This window comes from Pedobacter psychrophilus (genome assembly GCF_001652725.1).
Lineage (GTDB): Bacteria > Bacteroidota > Bacteroidia > Sphingobacteriales > Sphingobacteriaceae > Pseudopedobacter > Pseudopedobacter psychrophilus.
This window is the reverse complement of sequence record NZ_LWHJ01000011.1, coordinates 350,606-365,999: the sequence shown is the minus strand read 5'-3', so window position 1 is coordinate 365,999 and position 15,394 is coordinate 350,606. Positions and strand designations below refer to the sequence as shown.

14 protein-coding genes are annotated in these 15,394 nt (G+C 31.3%); 9 read left to right on the top strand and 5 right to left on the bottom strand.

Annotated features, from left to right (window positions below):
- The first annotated feature begins 6 nt into the window (after positions 1–6).
- A complete protein-coding gene (locus tag A5893_RS02200; RefSeq protein WP_068820904.1) occupies positions 7–2,238 on the top strand; it encodes a tetratricopeptide repeat-containing sensor histidine kinase in 2,232 nt (743 codons plus the stop codon).
- Between the two features lie 76 nt (positions 2,239–2,314).
- Here the strand turns inward: A5893_RS02200 and sucD are convergent, their stop codons facing one another.
- Both sucD and dctA read right to left on the bottom strand, forming a co-directional pair.
- The gene (sucD, locus tag A5893_RS02195; RefSeq protein WP_068820903.1) at positions 2,315–3,187 is read right to left on the bottom strand and encodes a succinate--CoA ligase subunit alpha; all 873 of its coding nucleotides are present in this window, start codon (positions 3,185–3,187) and stop codon (positions 2,315–2,317) included.
- 74 nt (positions 3,188–3,261) lie between these two features.
- The gene (gene dctA / locus A5893_RS02190) at positions 3,262–4,524 is read right to left on the bottom strand and encodes a C4-dicarboxylate transporter DctA (RefSeq protein ID WP_068820902.1); all 1,263 of its coding nucleotides are present in this window, start codon (positions 4,522–4,524) and stop codon (positions 3,262–3,264) included.
- A 372-nt stretch (positions 4,525–4,896) separates the two neighbouring features.
- On the opposite strand from dctA, the gene A5893_RS02185 reads away from it, so the two are divergent.
- From A5893_RS02185 to A5893_RS02165, 5 genes are read left to right on the top strand one after another with little or no spacing between them, the layout of a single operon-like run.
- Positions 4,897–5,436, top strand: a complete 540-nt coding sequence (locus A5893_RS02185; RefSeq protein WP_068820901.1) for an RNA polymerase sigma factor — start codon at positions 4,897–4,899, stop codon at positions 5,434–5,436.
- Between the two features lie 13 nt (positions 5,437–5,449).
- Positions 5,450–6,766 (top strand): outer membrane beta-barrel protein, encoded by a 1,317-nt coding sequence (locus tag A5893_RS02180; RefSeq protein ID WP_068820900.1) that lies wholly within the window; start codon positions 5,450–5,452, stop codon positions 6,764–6,766.
- On the top strand, positions 6,741–7,298 hold the full coding sequence (locus A5893_RS02175; protein WP_068820899.1) for a YceI family protein: 558 nt from the start codon (positions 6,741–6,743) through the stop codon (positions 7,296–7,298). The genes A5893_RS02180 and A5893_RS02175 overlap by 26 nt, the downstream gene beginning before the upstream one ends.
- A gap of 21 nt (positions 7,299–7,319) precedes the next feature.
- A complete protein-coding gene (locus A5893_RS02170) occupies positions 7,320–8,252 on the top strand; it encodes a DUF5777 family beta-barrel protein (RefSeq protein WP_068820898.1) in 933 nt (310 codons plus the stop codon).
- Between the two features lie 16 nt (positions 8,253–8,268).
- Positions 8,269–8,730: a QcrA and Rieske domain-containing protein gene (locus tag A5893_RS02165; RefSeq protein ID WP_068820897.1), complete on the top strand. Its 462-nt coding sequence runs from the start codon at positions 8,269–8,271 to the stop codon at positions 8,728–8,730.
- Between the two features lie 37 nt (positions 8,731–8,767).
- On the opposite strand, the gene A5893_RS02160 is transcribed toward A5893_RS02165, so the two are convergent.
- Together A5893_RS02160 and truA are read right to left on the bottom strand one after the other, a co-directional pair.
- Positions 8,768–10,561: an ABC transporter ATP-binding protein gene (locus A5893_RS02160; RefSeq protein ID WP_068820896.1), complete on the bottom strand. Its 1,794-nt coding sequence runs from the start codon at positions 10,559–10,561 to the stop codon at positions 8,768–8,770.
- Positions 10,562–11,320, bottom strand: a complete 759-nt coding sequence (gene truA / locus A5893_RS02155) for a tRNA pseudouridine(38-40) synthase TruA (protein WP_068820895.1) — start codon at positions 11,318–11,320, stop codon at positions 10,562–10,564. It lies immediately after the preceding gene.
- A gap of 132 nt (positions 11,321–11,452) precedes the next feature.
- Between truA and A5893_RS02150 the strand changes: the two genes are divergently transcribed.
- The 3 genes from A5893_RS02150 to A5893_RS02140 all read left to right on the top strand — a co-directional run bounded on the left by A5893_RS02150 (position 11,453) and on the right by A5893_RS02140 (position 14,895).
- A complete protein-coding gene (locus A5893_RS02150) occupies positions 11,453–11,914 on the top strand; it encodes a DUF4293 domain-containing protein (protein WP_068820894.1) in 462 nt (153 codons plus the stop codon).
- Positions 11,915–12,016: 102 nt separating this feature from the next.
- Positions 12,017–13,519 carry a T9SS type A sorting domain-containing protein gene (locus A5893_RS02145; RefSeq protein WP_068820893.1) on the top strand — a complete coding sequence of 501 codons (1,503 nt, stop codon included), beginning with the start codon at positions 12,017–12,019 and terminating at the stop codon, positions 13,517–13,519.
- A gap of 143 nt (positions 13,520–13,662) precedes the next feature.
- Positions 13,663–14,895 carry a T9SS type A sorting domain-containing protein gene (locus A5893_RS02140; protein ID WP_068820892.1) on the top strand — a complete coding sequence of 411 codons (1,233 nt, stop codon included), beginning with the start codon at positions 13,663–13,665 and terminating at the stop codon, positions 14,893–14,895.
- A 74-nt stretch (positions 14,896–14,969) separates the two neighbouring features.
- Here A5893_RS02140 and A5893_RS02135 read toward each other — a convergent pair whose 3' ends face one another.
- Positions 14,970–15,269, bottom strand: coding sequence for a YgaP family membrane protein (locus A5893_RS02135; protein ID WP_068820891.1), 300 nt, complete (start codon positions 15,267–15,269; stop codon positions 14,970–14,972).
- Positions 15,270–15,394: the final 125 nt, after the last annotated feature.

Sequence of the window (15,394 nt, the reverse complement as noted above, 5' to 3'; positions counted from 1 at the left end):
CGTTTTATGTATAAACTACTTACAAAAATATTTATATTTTTCGCACTGTTTATTCAATCATCTTCATTTGCACAAAACAATCTATCTCCCTCTTATAAAAAACAATTAAACCTCTTAAAAAAGTTAGATTCTAACTATGTAAATCTTCAATTAAAACTTGCTGATAGTTATTTTCAGAATAAACCAGATACCTCGATTTATTATTACTTGTTGCTTATAAAGAATGCGCAGAAACTTAATTTGTTAAGACAAAAACTTACCGCTTTTGATCATTTAGGACAAGCCTACTACAGTACCGGAAAATTAGATGCAGCATTAAAAACATTTATTGATTACGAAATTGAAGCTAAATCTAACAAGGATAAAAGTATTGCTCTACGTAACCAAGGAAATATCTTTATCGAAAAAGGTGAACCCAATAAGGCTTTAGATTATTACAAAAGGTCTTTAATTTTTGCTGAAGCTGCAAAAGATAGAGCTTTAATAGCCACTTGTTTAAACAACATAGCTTATGTTTATAGGCAACAAGGTGTATATGCTAATGCCACTAATTATCAATTACAGGCTATTAAAATTTTTGAGCAGGAAAAACATTATAAAGGTATTGGAGACGGTTATGTACAATTAGCCTTAATGCACCTTAAAAGAAAAAACTATGATGATGCTATTAGTTACTCTTCTAAGGCAAAAATAAATTATGAAAATATAAATCTTAATAATTCAGTAGCCATAACCTATAATATTTTAGCTGGGGCTTATTCTGGTAAAGGTAATCAGGAAACCGCATTAAACTATTTACATAAATGCTTAGAGATCTATAATACTAATAATGATTATAGGCAAATTGGTAATACGCTATCGGACATTGCCCAAATTGAATTAGAAAATAACCAAAACCAAAAAGCGCTTGCTACTATAAAAGAAGCCTTAATCAATTTAGAGAAATCAAACTACGTTAACGGAATTTTAAGTTCTAAAGTTGTAAAGGCTAAAATACTCTCAAACTTAAATGAATTAAATGAGGCCAACCAGATACTTACACAAGTAATTAATACTGCTGTAGCTAATAATTTTAGAGAGATTCTCAAAAAAGCTTATGAAGCTAAAGTCGATAATTTAGAAAAGCTAAAAGATTTTGAAGAAGCCTTTATCTACAATAAAAAGTTATCTGTCTTAAATGATTCTATTTTAAATACAGAAAACTTAAAACAGATAAATGAATTAAACAAGAAATTTGAAACCGAAAAAAAAGAACAACAAATTACGCTATTAAACACAACTAACAAATTACAGTCTCTATCTATATTTAGCCAAAATTTAGATATAACCAAACAAAATTTATTTATTGATAATCAAAAACTAGAAATTATTGCAAAACAAAATCAGATAAGCAGAAAATCTTTAGAAAACCAGCAAAATCTTCAAAATATTAAAATTCTCAGACAAAAAAATCAAATCCAGCGATTAGAATTAGAACAAAAAAACATTTTCTTAATTATAGCAAGTGTTGGTCTAATATTAATTTTATTGATAACATACCTCGTTTTAAACAGAAGAAAAATACAAGCAGCTGCTAAAATGCAGGAGGAATTACGAATACAACAAGAAATAGCTACCAGAAAGATATTAGATGCAGAAGAAAGAGAGCGACGCCGAATAGCTGGTGATTTACATGATGGAGTGGGACAAACTTTATCTGCGGCATTACTAAGCTTGAACGGTTTAGTATCAAAAATTGATTTTAAAAATCCACAAGAAAAAGAGTTGGCAGATCATGCTGTAGGCTTAGTAAATGAAAGTTATGATGAAATGAGATCTATATCTCATCAAATGATGCCAAATGCTTTATTAAAAGCTGGTTTATCAGCAGCAATTAGAGAGTTTATTTCAAAAATTGATCAAAATATGCTGAAGGTAAGTTTAGAAACTACCGGTTTACAGCAAAAGTTAGACGAACAAGTTGAAACCGTAATTTATAGGGTAATACAGGAAATTACTACAAATGTGATAAAGCATGCAAATGCAAATAAAATGAGTATCCAAATTGCTAATGAGCAAAAAGAAATCAGCATTAGCATAGAAGATAATGGAAGTGGTTTTGATGCTTCTAAATTAGCTGATAAAGAAGGTGTAGGAATAAGAAATATAAAAGACCGTATTGCTTCATTAAATGGTGTAGTAGAGTTTGATAGCAATATTAACAAAGGCACATTGGTAAATATATACATCCCAATTTAGTCAGGATAAATTTTAAACAAAAAAAGTCAACTTGGAAGGAGTTGACTTTTATATATTTTTAATTAAAGTTGCTAGCTTATTTCTTCAATAATTTTGCCATCGCAGCTCCAATTTCGGCTGGAGATTCTACCACGGTAATTCCACATTCTCTCATGATCTTCATTTTAGCTGCAGCTGTATCATCGGCACCACCAACAATTGCACCAGCATGTCCCATCCTACGTCCCGGAGGCGCAGTTTGGCCAGCAATAAAACCAACAACCGGTTTAGTACCATGTTCTTTAATCCACATTGCTGCTTCCGCTTCCATGCTACCACCAATCTCACCAATCATAATAATTCCATGAGTTTCTGGATCGTTCATTAATAATTCTACAGCTTCTTTAGTTGGCGTTCCAATAATTGGATCACCGCCAATACCAATTGCGGTAGTGATACCTAAACCAGCTTTAACTACTTGATCTACTGCTTCATAAGTTAAAGTTCCTGATTTTGAAACAACACCAACATTACCTTTCTTGAAAATAAAGCCGGGCATAATACCAATCTTTGCTTCATCTGCAGTAATAATTCCTGGACAGTTTGGGCCAATTAAACGGCAATCCCTATCAGAAATATATTCTTTTACCATAATCATATCCTTAGTAGGGATACCTTCGGTAATACAAACTATCACTTTAATACCCGCTTCAGCAGCTTCCATAATTGCATCGGCAGCAAATGCTGGCGGAACAAAAATTATCGAAACATCTGCCCCAGTTTTATCTACAGCTTCTTTTACAGTATTAAAAACTGGCTTATCCAAATGCAATTGACCGCCTTTACCCGGAGTAACGCCACCAACAACGTCAGTTCCGTACTCTATCATTTGGGTTGCATGATAAGTACCTTCATTACCCGTAAAACCCTGAACTATAACTTTAGAATCTTTATTAACTAGAACACTCATTTTTAAAATTTTTGTATGGCAAAGCTAACAGAATGAATAAGAATCTCAAAGCTTAAAACTAAAATAAGCTAGTTTTAATTCAAATTATTGTCAAATTGAGGACTTATTGCATTTTCATATTTAAGTTGATCAAACTCATTTTCACTTTTTGAAATAACAACCGCGGCAATTCCATTACCAATCATATTGGTTATTGCCCTTGCTTCAGACATAAAACGATCTACACCTAACAAAATAGCCATTCCTTCTACAGGAATAATTCTTAGAGCAGTAAGCGTAGATGCCAAAACGATAAAACCTCCCCCAGTTACTGCTGCAGCCCCTTTTGAGGTGAGCATTAAAACGCCAATAATGGTTATTTGAGTTCCTAAACTCATTTCTATGTTAAAAACTTGAGCTAAGAATATTACCGCCATAGAGAGATAAATGGAAGTACCATCTAAATTAAATGAATACCCCATTGGAATTACTAAACCAACAACAGGTTTTGCACAACCAAATATTTCCATCTTATCCATCATACTGGGCAAAACAGATTCTGATGAAGATGTTCCCAAAACAATTAAAATCTCCTGACGAATAAATTTTAAATAGCTCCACAAACTAAATTTATAAAATTTACATACCAAGTTTAAGATGATAAATATGAAAAGTGCCATGGTTAAGTAAACTGCAAACATCAATTTTGCCATAGGCAATAATGAGGAGAGCCCATATGTTCCTACGGTAAACGCAATTCCTCCAAAGGCCCCAATTGGTGCTAAAATCATCACAAATTTCATCATGTTGAAGAGCACTTTATTTATTTTATCAAAAGTGACTATTAAAGAAGAACCCGCACTACCTAATTTGGTTAAACCAAAACCAAACAATATGGCAAAGAAAAGAATTTGTAAAATATCGCCTTTAGCAAAAGCCTCTACAATATTATGAGGAACAATATGTGTAATAAAAGAGCTCCATTCTATTTGTGAAGCACTATCTTCATATTGTTTAATTTGAGAGGTATCAGTAACAGTCATGTTTACTCCGACGCCGGGTTTCAATATGTTTGCTACAATTAATCCAATTATAATCGCAAATGTGGTAATCACCTCAAAATATAAAAGGGCTTTTCCTCCAACCCTACCTACTTTTTTCATATCATCCATACTGGCTATACCCAAAACAATTGTGAAAAAAATAATTGGAGCAATAAACATGGTGATCATGTTGATGAAGGTTTGGCTTAAAAGCTTTGCAGAATTGGCATATTGTGGTAAATAAATACCGAAAAAAGTTCCTAAAATAATAGCAACTAAAACTTGAAAACTAAGGTGAGTAACAACTTTTTTCATTTGATAAGCGATTTACAAAGCAATATATAAATTCTATTTAATCTATTACTTTATTGATACCGTCTGAGCTAAATTGAAAATCAAATTTAATGCAACTTAGTGTAAAAATGGAGAATAATCGTGTTTATTGATTAGAATCGTCTATTCATATGTTATTTCACTTTAATTAAAACAGCAATTCCTTAAATATATAACTGCAATTACTCTACTTTTTTGAGTAGAAAGATGGTTAATTCCCCTAAAAATAAATTTTTTATTCTGATCAATAACATTGGTAATTATTTAGAAATAAACATTTCTTTAAAATTTATTTATTTACTCAGGCAACCTATTATATTTATTAAACGTAATCGTAATAAATAACAAATTTCATTGGATAATACACAACTCTTAAAGCTTTTAGAAGACTGTAAAAATCGAAAAAGATTAGCTCAAAAAGAGTTATATAAAAACTTTTTTGGCTATGCTTTAAAGATATGCTTGCGCTATTCAAATGACAAAAATGAGGCTATCGAAATGGTAAATGATGGTTTTATGAAAGTTTATAATAAACTTCATCTGTACAATGAAAATTATGAATTTAAATCATGGCTTGGAAAAATAATGATTAATACTGCTATTGATCATTACAGGCAAAAGATTAAAAAATTAAATATGGAAGACTTAGATAAAATAGAAGATCAAGGTAAAGAGGATAACATTTTAGCTGGATTAAAATATCAGGATTTATTAAAATTAATACAAAAACTTTCAATTGCCTACCGTACTGTTTTTAATCTTTTTGTAATTGATGGATTTTCTCACATAGAGATTTCTGAAAAACTTTCCATATCAGAAGGAACTTCTAAATCTAATTTATTTAAGGCCAGACAACAATTAAAAGAAATGATTCTCCAAGTCGAAAATCATTGAAAATTATCTGTAAATGAAAAACATAGAAGACAATAAATTAGATGATTTGTTTAGGCATAGAAGCCTAAACGATGTTGATGAACCTGATTTTGATGAGCAGGCTTGGGATTTAATGAATAAAAAATTGACTAGAAAAGACCGTTTAATCTTTTTTAGAAATAGTAGTTTGATTCTTTTACTTTTCCTTTTTATTGGTGGTACATTTTACTTTCTTAAAAGAGACTTGATACAAGAAAACACTTATAAATTAGCTAAACAAGAAGATTTAAAAAAAGAAAAAAATGCTAACATAAACCTAACTGACAGCAGCTCGTTAGTAAAAAATATTTTAAAGGAAACTTCAGTTCAAAAAAACAAAACATTAATAATAGATAAAAAAATAGCTGAAAATTTAGGTTTTAATAAAAGTATTAATCTTACAAACACTTATAAAAATCAAAGGTTCTCTCGTTCTAATTTTAATGCCGCTAAAAGTAAAAAAGCAAATGTTAACGTTATAAATACAAACTCTAGTCAAGATGATCTTTTAACTAGCACCAACGATTTCAAAACTGAAAAAGAAAGCTATATATCACCTCAATTAATAGCATCCAACCCAATTCAAAATGATGTGAAAAATGAAAATTCTGATGTACAAATTGTATCAGAAAAAAATTCAATAACAACTCCATTAAGTAAAGAAGACAAACCAACCGAGGTTAAAAAACAATTATTAAAATCTGCACAAAAAGATGTTAACTGGGGGTTTGCTTTGAGTATTGGTTCAGAAAATAACAGTTTAAAAACCTTTGGTTTTGACAAAACCAATATAACTGTAGGAGTTTTAGTTGACGCAAAAATTTCTAAGAAATGGTTGTTTAGTACTGGTTTTATTTATGGTTCAAAAAACTATAGCGCAACTGACAAACAATATGATTTTATAACTGCACCAAGGTTTAAAATAGATAATATTGAGGCGTCCTGTAATGTATTAGAAGTGCCGTTAAGAGCTTCATATCTCATTAATTCAAACAAAAAATCTAACCTAAGTATTAACGTTGGTGCTTCAAGTTATTTTATGATTAAAGAAAAATATACTTACCAATATGATCCAATACTAAACAGACCTGATAGAATTTCCATTAAAGAAAATGTTAACCAACACTATTTATCAGTTATAGAATTTTCTGGTACATATAAATTAAAAATACTTGATGACAAACAATCTTATTTAGGAATAACTCCTTACGTGAAATTACCTATTGCGGGTATAGGAGAAGGAAAAGTCTTCTTAAAATCAACGGGTCTAAACTTATCTTATAATTATGGTTTTATTAAAAAAAGCAAGTAAAATTTATCTTCTAATCGGCATTATTCTATCCCTTTCTTACTCATGTTTTGGACAAACTAATTTCACTGCCAAGGATATGAAAGTGGGAATATTCTCTACAACTCCTTTAGAAGATATTAAAGCCCAATCAGTCAGTGGGACTTCTGTTCTTGTTCCTAAAACCAAACAAATTGTTTTTCAGCTGCCTATTAAAAGCCTTGTTTTTTCTAGAAGTTTAATGCAAGAACATTTTAATGAAAGTTATATGGAAAGTGATAAATATCCTACCGCAACTTTTAAAGGAAATATTTTAGAGAATATTGATTTTACTAAAGATGGTGTTTATGATGTATCATCAAAAGGGATTTTAAATATACATGGTGTTGCTAAAGAAAGAACAATAAAAGGAAAAATGACAATTAAAAATGGCAAACCTAGTATCTACAGCAGTTTTGATGTAGCATGCGCTGATCACGATATTAAGATACCAAGCGTAGTTTTTAAAAAAATAGCTGAAGTAATAACTATTACAGTTTCTGGCAATTACAAATAAATATTTCATGATATGAAGACAATGAGACTTACTTTTTTTACTATCCTATTAATCTGCAGTTTCCAATCAAGTTATAGCCAGGATGCAGATTCTATTTTAAACAGTTTAACTCCACAAAAATTAAATGAGCCTGTGCTAGCTACCTTTAAAAGCACACATTTAGTTTTATTAAATACCAATGAAACACAAAGAAAAAATGATTTAGCTTTTTGGATAAGCCATAGATTTGGAGATATTGGAGGGCAGTTTGGAGGTGCAAAAACACTTTTTGGATTAGATTTAGCACCAGATGTTTACATTGGTTTTGATTATGGTTTTACCGATAAATTAACGATCGGGATTGGGAGAAGTAAAGTTGATGCGACTTACAATTTATTAGCAAAGTATCGATTAATCCAACAGAAAGAAAATTCAATTCCTTTTTCCCTGACTTTATTTGCACAAACGGCTATTATTAGTAGAGCAGCTTTTAATAGTAACGAATTCCCAAATAAAAGCGATAGAACATCACATTTTTTAAGCAGCATATTTACTAGTAAAGTTTCCCAAAACTTTTCTCTTTTGATAAGTCCAAGTGTTTTGTTAAGATCAAAAACTACTCAAGCAAATGATCCAAATTCTTTATTTTCTATTGGATTTGGAGGACGTTTAAAACTCTATAAACGTTTTTCATTAATAGCTGATTACATTTTAGTTGAAGGCTTAGGACGTTCGAATGATTTAGCTACTTCATTTTATAATCCGCTTGGTGCCGGGATAGAAATTGAAACAGGTGGGCATATTTTCAGTTTGAACTTCCAAAATTCATCTTACATCATAGAAAATAACTTTATACCTAATACTCAAAAATCATGGAGGGATGGGGGGGTTAGATGGGGCTTTGCCGTATCTAGAAACTTCGCGTTATTTCAAAAGAAAAACAAGAATAAAGATATAGAAACAAAAATATACTAAACTCAAATTTAATCATATGGAACGTCAAGAATTTTTAAAAACACTGGGAATTAGCTTTGCTGCAGTTTGCGCTGGGTCATGTTTAGCAAGTTGTGGAAGTAAGGATACTTCTACTCCAAGTAACCCAAATCCGCCAGTAACAAATCCTCCAGTAGCCACAGGAAGTACTGTATCTGCTAATTTATCAAGTTTAGCAACAGTTGGTGCGTCAACCAAAGTAAGTAATGTTTTATTCTTTAGAATTGCTTCAGGAGATACTGCTTCTTCATTTGTAGCGACAGAGGCAATTTGCCCTCATCAAGCGGGTAACTTAAATTGGTTTCAAAACCAGAACCTGATAATATGTGATTTACATGCATCTCAATATCAACAAAATGGTACTGTAGTTTCTCAACCACAAGGTGGTGGTTCTACCAGAACATTAAAAATATATAGCACTACTGTTACTTCAACAAGTGTTATAGCAACTATATCTTAATTTATAAAATTAGCATTTACAATAAATGCTAATTTTATTAAACCTCTTTATTAATTCCACCAGAGCTAAATTGTAAATCATAAAGTTTTTTATAATATCCGTTTAGCTTCAATAATTCCTGGTGCGTTCCCATTTCCATCATTTCTCCTTTTTCTAAAACAATGATTCTATCAGCATTTTGGATAGTTGATAAACGGTGTGCAATTACAATTGAAGTTCTGCCTGTCATCAGTTTTTCAATTGCCCTCTGTATCAATTCCTCTGTTTCTGTGTCTACAGAAGATGTTGCCTCGTCTAACACCAAAATTTTTGGGTTATATACCAATGCTCTTATAAAAGAAATTAACTGTGCCTGCCCAACTGATAAAGTTGCTCCACGTTCTTGCACATCATATTGGTAACCTCCCGGCAACTGCATAATAAATTCGTGAGCCCCCACATCCTTTGCTGCTGCAATAATTTCTTCTAAAGTAATATCAGGATTATTTAGGCTAATGTTGTTTTGGATGGTATCAGAAAAGAGAAAAACATCTTGCAAAACAGTAGCAATTTGAGAACGTAGAAAATTCAGTTCTAAATCAGAAATGTTAATTCCATCAATGCTTACCTCACCTTTACTAATCTCATAAAAACGATTTAAAATATTTATAGTTGATGATTTTCCGGCTCCTGTTGCTCCAACTAAAGCTAAGGTCTCTCCTTCCTTAACTTCAAAAGAAATATCTTTTAAAATCCATTCGTCATCATTAGGCATTTCATCTGTTTGTTTATAAGAAAACCAAACATTTTTAAATGCTATTTCTCCTTTTAAATTTATCGGCTTAAGCTTACCTGCATTTAATGTCTGCTCTTTTGTGTCTAAAACTTTGAAAATCCTATCTGCACCAACCATACCCATTTGTAGCGTATTAAATTTATCGGCCAATTGCCTAATTGGTGTAAATAGAAGGTTGACATACATAATAAAGGCAACCACAACGCCTGGAGAAACTTGGTTATTTAGAATACTTTTAGAGCCGTACCAAACTAACAAGCCTATAGAAAGTGCAGAAATAATTTCTACGACCGGAAAAAATATGGAGTAATACCAATTAGAACGGATGTGAGCATCTCTATGTAATTCATTTATGTGATTAAACTTTTTAAATTCTTGATCTTCTCTTGCAAAATATTGGATAATGGTAACACCGCTAATATGTTCTTGTAAAAAAGTGTTAATTAATGAGATTTGAGTCCGCACTTCTTGAAAAGCAACTTTTATAGCTTCTTTAAAAACATAAGTTGCTACCATTAAGAACGGCATCGGAATTAAAATAATTAGCGTTAAGCGCCAATCTTGATAAAGCATTACGCCTATAATCGCTAAAACCGTTAGACTGTCGCCGATAATAGAAATTAAACCTTCACTAAAAATATCTGCAATAGTTTCCAGATCAGAAACGGTGCGGGTAATTAACTGACCAATAGGAGTTTTATCAAAATATTTTAAGCGGAGTTTTGTGATATGGTTAAATACATCCATCCTTAAATCTTTAATTACCGATTGACCTAAAGAATTGGTTAAAAAAGTTTGAAAATACTGAATAACTGTTTGAAACAACAACAAAACAATCATCAGTAAAACCATTTGCAACAGACCGCTTGCATCATTAAAAAAGATGAACTTATCTAAAGTAATTTGAATTAGAAATGGCCTAACAGGAGCAATTGCTGCAATAGATAATGTTAATAATACTGACCAAAAAAACTTAGATTTATAAGGTGTAGCGTAAGACATTACCCTTTTTAATAAGCCCCAATCGTAGGTTTTTCCGGTTACTTCGCTTGCCATTTATTTGATATACGGATAAATTACTGATGTTAAAAATAAGCCACAAGCAGGTACAGATGCTCCAGCAGTTGAGCGATTTTGACTTTGAATGATGAGGTGCAAATCTGATGTTTTCAATTTTCTTTTACCAACCTCAACCAAAGTTCCCACAATAGCTCTAACCATATTTCTTAAAAATCTGTTTGCAGTAATATGAAAAATTAATCCTTCATCAGTTACTTCCCACTCGGCTTTTGTGATTTTGCAAATATTGGTAAAGTTATCTGCATTGGATTTACAAAAAGCTCCAAAATCATCGTATTGCATTAAAATTGCAGCCGCATGATTCATTGCCATAATATCTAATTGATCTCTAACCAACCAACTAGTATCCGTTTTGAAAGGGTTTTTATTGAAATGAATATGATATTGATAAGAACGAGAAATAGCATCAAACCTAGCATGTGCATCTCTTTTCACTTTAAAAATGTTTTTTATGGCGATATCATAAGCCAATAAACCATTTAAAGATTTGATGATATTAAGATAATCGGCTGCTAAAAATTCATTTTCTAAATCGAAATGTAAATAAAACTGAGTGGCATGTACGCCAGTATCAGTTCTACCACAGCCTAAAGTCTCTATTGGTTTTCTAAAAAAAATCTCCAGAGCCTTATTTAAAACTTCTTGAACAGCAACTGCATTGGGTTGGGTTTGCCAACCATGATATGAAGTGCCTTTATATGAAATCTCTAAGAAATAACGATTTAAAATTTCCAAGTCGCAAATTTAACCGAAAATGATTTTTCTAAAGAAATTAAAGGAAAGGATTTTTATGTTTGTAGCTGGAAAGTTAAAACACGATTGTCTATCGACCATTTGTCCATTAACTTTCTACAAAAAACTATCATCATGATACAAAGAATTCAAACCGTTTACCTTTTCTTAGCTTCTTTAGCTATTTATGGATTATTTATTTTTCCAGTTGTACAAACACTAACTGTTGATGGTGCGAAGCAAATTAAAATCACAGGTGTTTATGAAACTGTAAGTAATCAAGTTGTACAAACAGAGCCTTTTATCCTATTAACAATTGCAACGGCACTTTTAGGGTTAGTTCCTTTACTGTTGATTTTTCAATACAAAAAACGCAAACAACAGGCTACACTTATTTATATTTTTGTAGTGATTATGATTGCTTTTAGTTTTTGGATAGCACAAACAGTAAAAGTTGCTGCAAACACTAATTTAGAAATCAGCAATTACAATATTGGTGCTGGTTTAACCTCAGTAGCCATATTATTTTTGGTTTTAGCAGGAAAAGGTGTAATAAGAGATGAAAAATTAGTAAAAAGTGCGGATAGATTGAGGTAAAAATCTATCATATTCATTCTTATAAACGGATTTAAAATTTTAGGCATACTTGTTGGATTTATGTGAAAAAATTCAATATTAAAATTTTAATTAACGTTTATTATGAAAAAAAAATTACTCTCAATTGCATTAATTCTGGCTTTAGGATATAGTGCAAAAGCACAAACGATTGTTGGCTATAATGTTAACGCATTAAACGCCACATCAACTGCTCCCGCAACCACTACTGTATCAAATTTAACTGTAAGTGATATTACTCGTGGCGCCGGTGCTCCAGCTAGTGCAGGGGCTGCCTCTTTTAGAACAACGGGATTTAGCAATAATGGGATAGCGTTAACCAATACAGATTATTTTCAAATTACTTTAAAAGCAAATACGGGTTTTAAACTTTCTTTAGCTAGTATTAACGCTAAGTTTAGAGGAACAGCAAGTTATGTAACTTCACCTGGAGTAAATTCACAATTTGCTTATAGTCTAGATGGAACAACTTTTACATTAATTGGTGCTCCAGTAAATACATCTGATGCATCTGGAGATGTAGATTTACCTGGTCAAAGCATTGGTGCAGTAACTGAAATACAGAATGTACCCTCGACCCAAACAATTACTTTAAGATATTATGCCTCAGGACAAACTACTACTGGTGGATGGGGTTTTTATTCTGCAACAACATCTACCGCAAATAATGGTTTAACTATTGGGGGTACTTTAACAGAAGCTATAGCTCCTACCTTTGCAGCAAATTATCCTACAGTTTCTAATTTAGATCAGACTAATTTAGATCTTGTTTCTAATATAAATGAAATTGGTAATACTTATTATGTTGTTTTACCAGATGGAAATGCCGCTCCAAGCGCCCAACAAGTAAGAGATGGACAAAACGATGTTGGTGGAATTGCTGCAGTAAGTGGATCATTCTTTAACCCTACGGCAAATACAGATGCTTCAAAAAATGTTACTGGTTTAGGTGCAAATACACCGTATGACATTTATGTTATAGCAGAAGATTTAAATGGAAATTTACAAACTACACCAGTAAAACTTGATATACAAACTAGTTTAGTTCCTTTACCAATAACTTTAATTGCATTTGATGGTACATCATCTAACCAAACTATTACTTTAAATTGGAATACCGCAGCAGAATTAAACAACCAATATTTTGAAATCCAACGCTCTACAGACGGAAAAATATTTTCTTCTTTAGGAAGATTAAATGGCACAGGAACGTCTAATTCATCTTTAAAATATTCATTTTTAGATGAAAATCCTTATGCAGGAGTAAATTATTATAGGCTGGTTCAATTTGATTTTGATGGGAAGTCTTCAGTATCTAAAATTGTTGCTGTAGATTCTAAATTAGCAAATTCTCAATTAAACGTTTATGCGGGTGGTAGCCAGCTTAAAATATTTGTTTCATCCCCTAACCAAACCAATGCTAAACTTCAAGTTTTTGACATTGGAGGAAGAAGGATTACAGAAGATAATGTATCTGTAAATAAAGGCTACAATGATTTTATTCTTCCTTTAACTATACCAGATGGGATACATTTTGTAAGATATACTACAGAAAATGAAACGGTAGTGAAAAAATTCATTAAATAATCAATCAAAATTTATTAAAATCCTTATTATTTTAAATAATAGGGATTTTTTTATTATTAAATTGTTAAAATTTTTATTATCGTCAAATTTCATCTATAATTTATTTTATATTTATCAGATTATTAATCTTTTAAATATATTATATGAAAAAAATCTTACTTTCTTTATTAATATCGATACCTTTTTTTGTTTGGGGACAAACAAATATTGATCCTTCAACTACATATTCCGAAGATTTTAATGGGCTAATTTTATCAGGAACCGGAAGCACATGGACTGATAACGGTTCAATTCCGAATTGGTATGCTGCTTCAGTATCTACAAATCCTAAAACCAGTTATTCTGCATCAACAGGTTCAGCCAATACAGGAGATTTATATAGTTTAGGTTCATCAGCTACAACAGAAAGGGCATTAGGCAGTTTAGTATCAGGATCTACAGGATCAATATATTACGGACAAAGGTTAAAAAATGCTACTGGTGCCCAAATTAATTCTCTTTCTGTGAGTTACACTGGAGAACAATGGAGACAAGTAGATGGGTCTACTGCACAAACTCTATCTTTTTCTTACCAAGTTTCTTCCTCTCCAATTACAAACTTAATAACAGGAACTTGGATTAATGTTTCTTCTTTAAATTTTACGTCTCCAAAATTTGGAGTTTTAACCACTGGAGCTATTGATGGTAATCTTGCAGCAAATAAAACTGCAATAACCGCAATCTTTAATGTAGCCATTCCTGCTGGAAGTGAAATTATGTTAAGGTTTTCTGATGTAGATGATGCTGGAAATGATGCAGCACTTGGAATTGATAATTTTTCATTTACATCATACACTACCCTACCAATCCAACTTACCTCCTTCACTGGTAAAACTATTAATCAAAGTATATTGTTAAACTGGAATACAGCTTCTGAAACTAATAATGATTTCTACGATGTGTTGCGTTCTGCAGATGGTAAATCATTTACTTCAATAGGAACCATTAAAGGTGCAGGAACTTCTACATCTTCAAAAGATTATTCTTTTAGTGATGAAAACCCTTATGCGGGTACAAATTACTATCAATTAGTTCAACATGATTATGATGGTAAAACGGCTAGTTCTGCAATTATTCCTGTAGATTCTAAAATTGATGCTGCTACGTTGAGTGTTTATGCAAATGTAACAAGCGTAAAAATATCATTATCCTCACCTAATAAAACTAAAGGACTTTTACAGGTTTTTGATATTGCAGGAAGAAAACTTTCTGAAAGTTCTGTTGAAGTAAATAAAGGTTTCAATAGTTTTGAATTGCCTTTATCATTATCTAATGGGGTTCATTTTGCAAGATTTACTTCCGAAGCTGAAACTATCAATCAGAAATTTATAAAATAGAAAGATTAAAAACTTATAAACAAAAAGGCAATCAAATCTAATTTTGATTGCCTTTTTTAATGTTAAAAATTGACTTATAAACTGGTTTCAGTAACTACTAAAATTGGTTCTGGCCCGTCAGTTTCTTCATTGTACTTTTCGGCAATGCTGCAATATCCAGAAACGCCTCTTTGTAATAATCCAAAACCAACAACTAGTTCTCCTGTTGCAATTAACGGACTAGAGAATATATTTCTCAAACCTTTCAAAAGAATATAAGTTCCACCAGCAATAGAAAGAATTCTTTCTGTTTTGCTAATATTCGAGTTTATATCTTCGCTCAATAAAGTCCCTTCTAAAGTTTCTTTAATTTCTTGTATTTTATCTGTTATCATGATAGTGTTTTTTTATTGATAAATAGCAAGTATAATGCCCAAAATATTTTAAGTTAACTACAACAAATAATATCATTTTTGAATTAGTAGCTTTGTATTAGCAATTTCAAAAAATTCATTTTCAA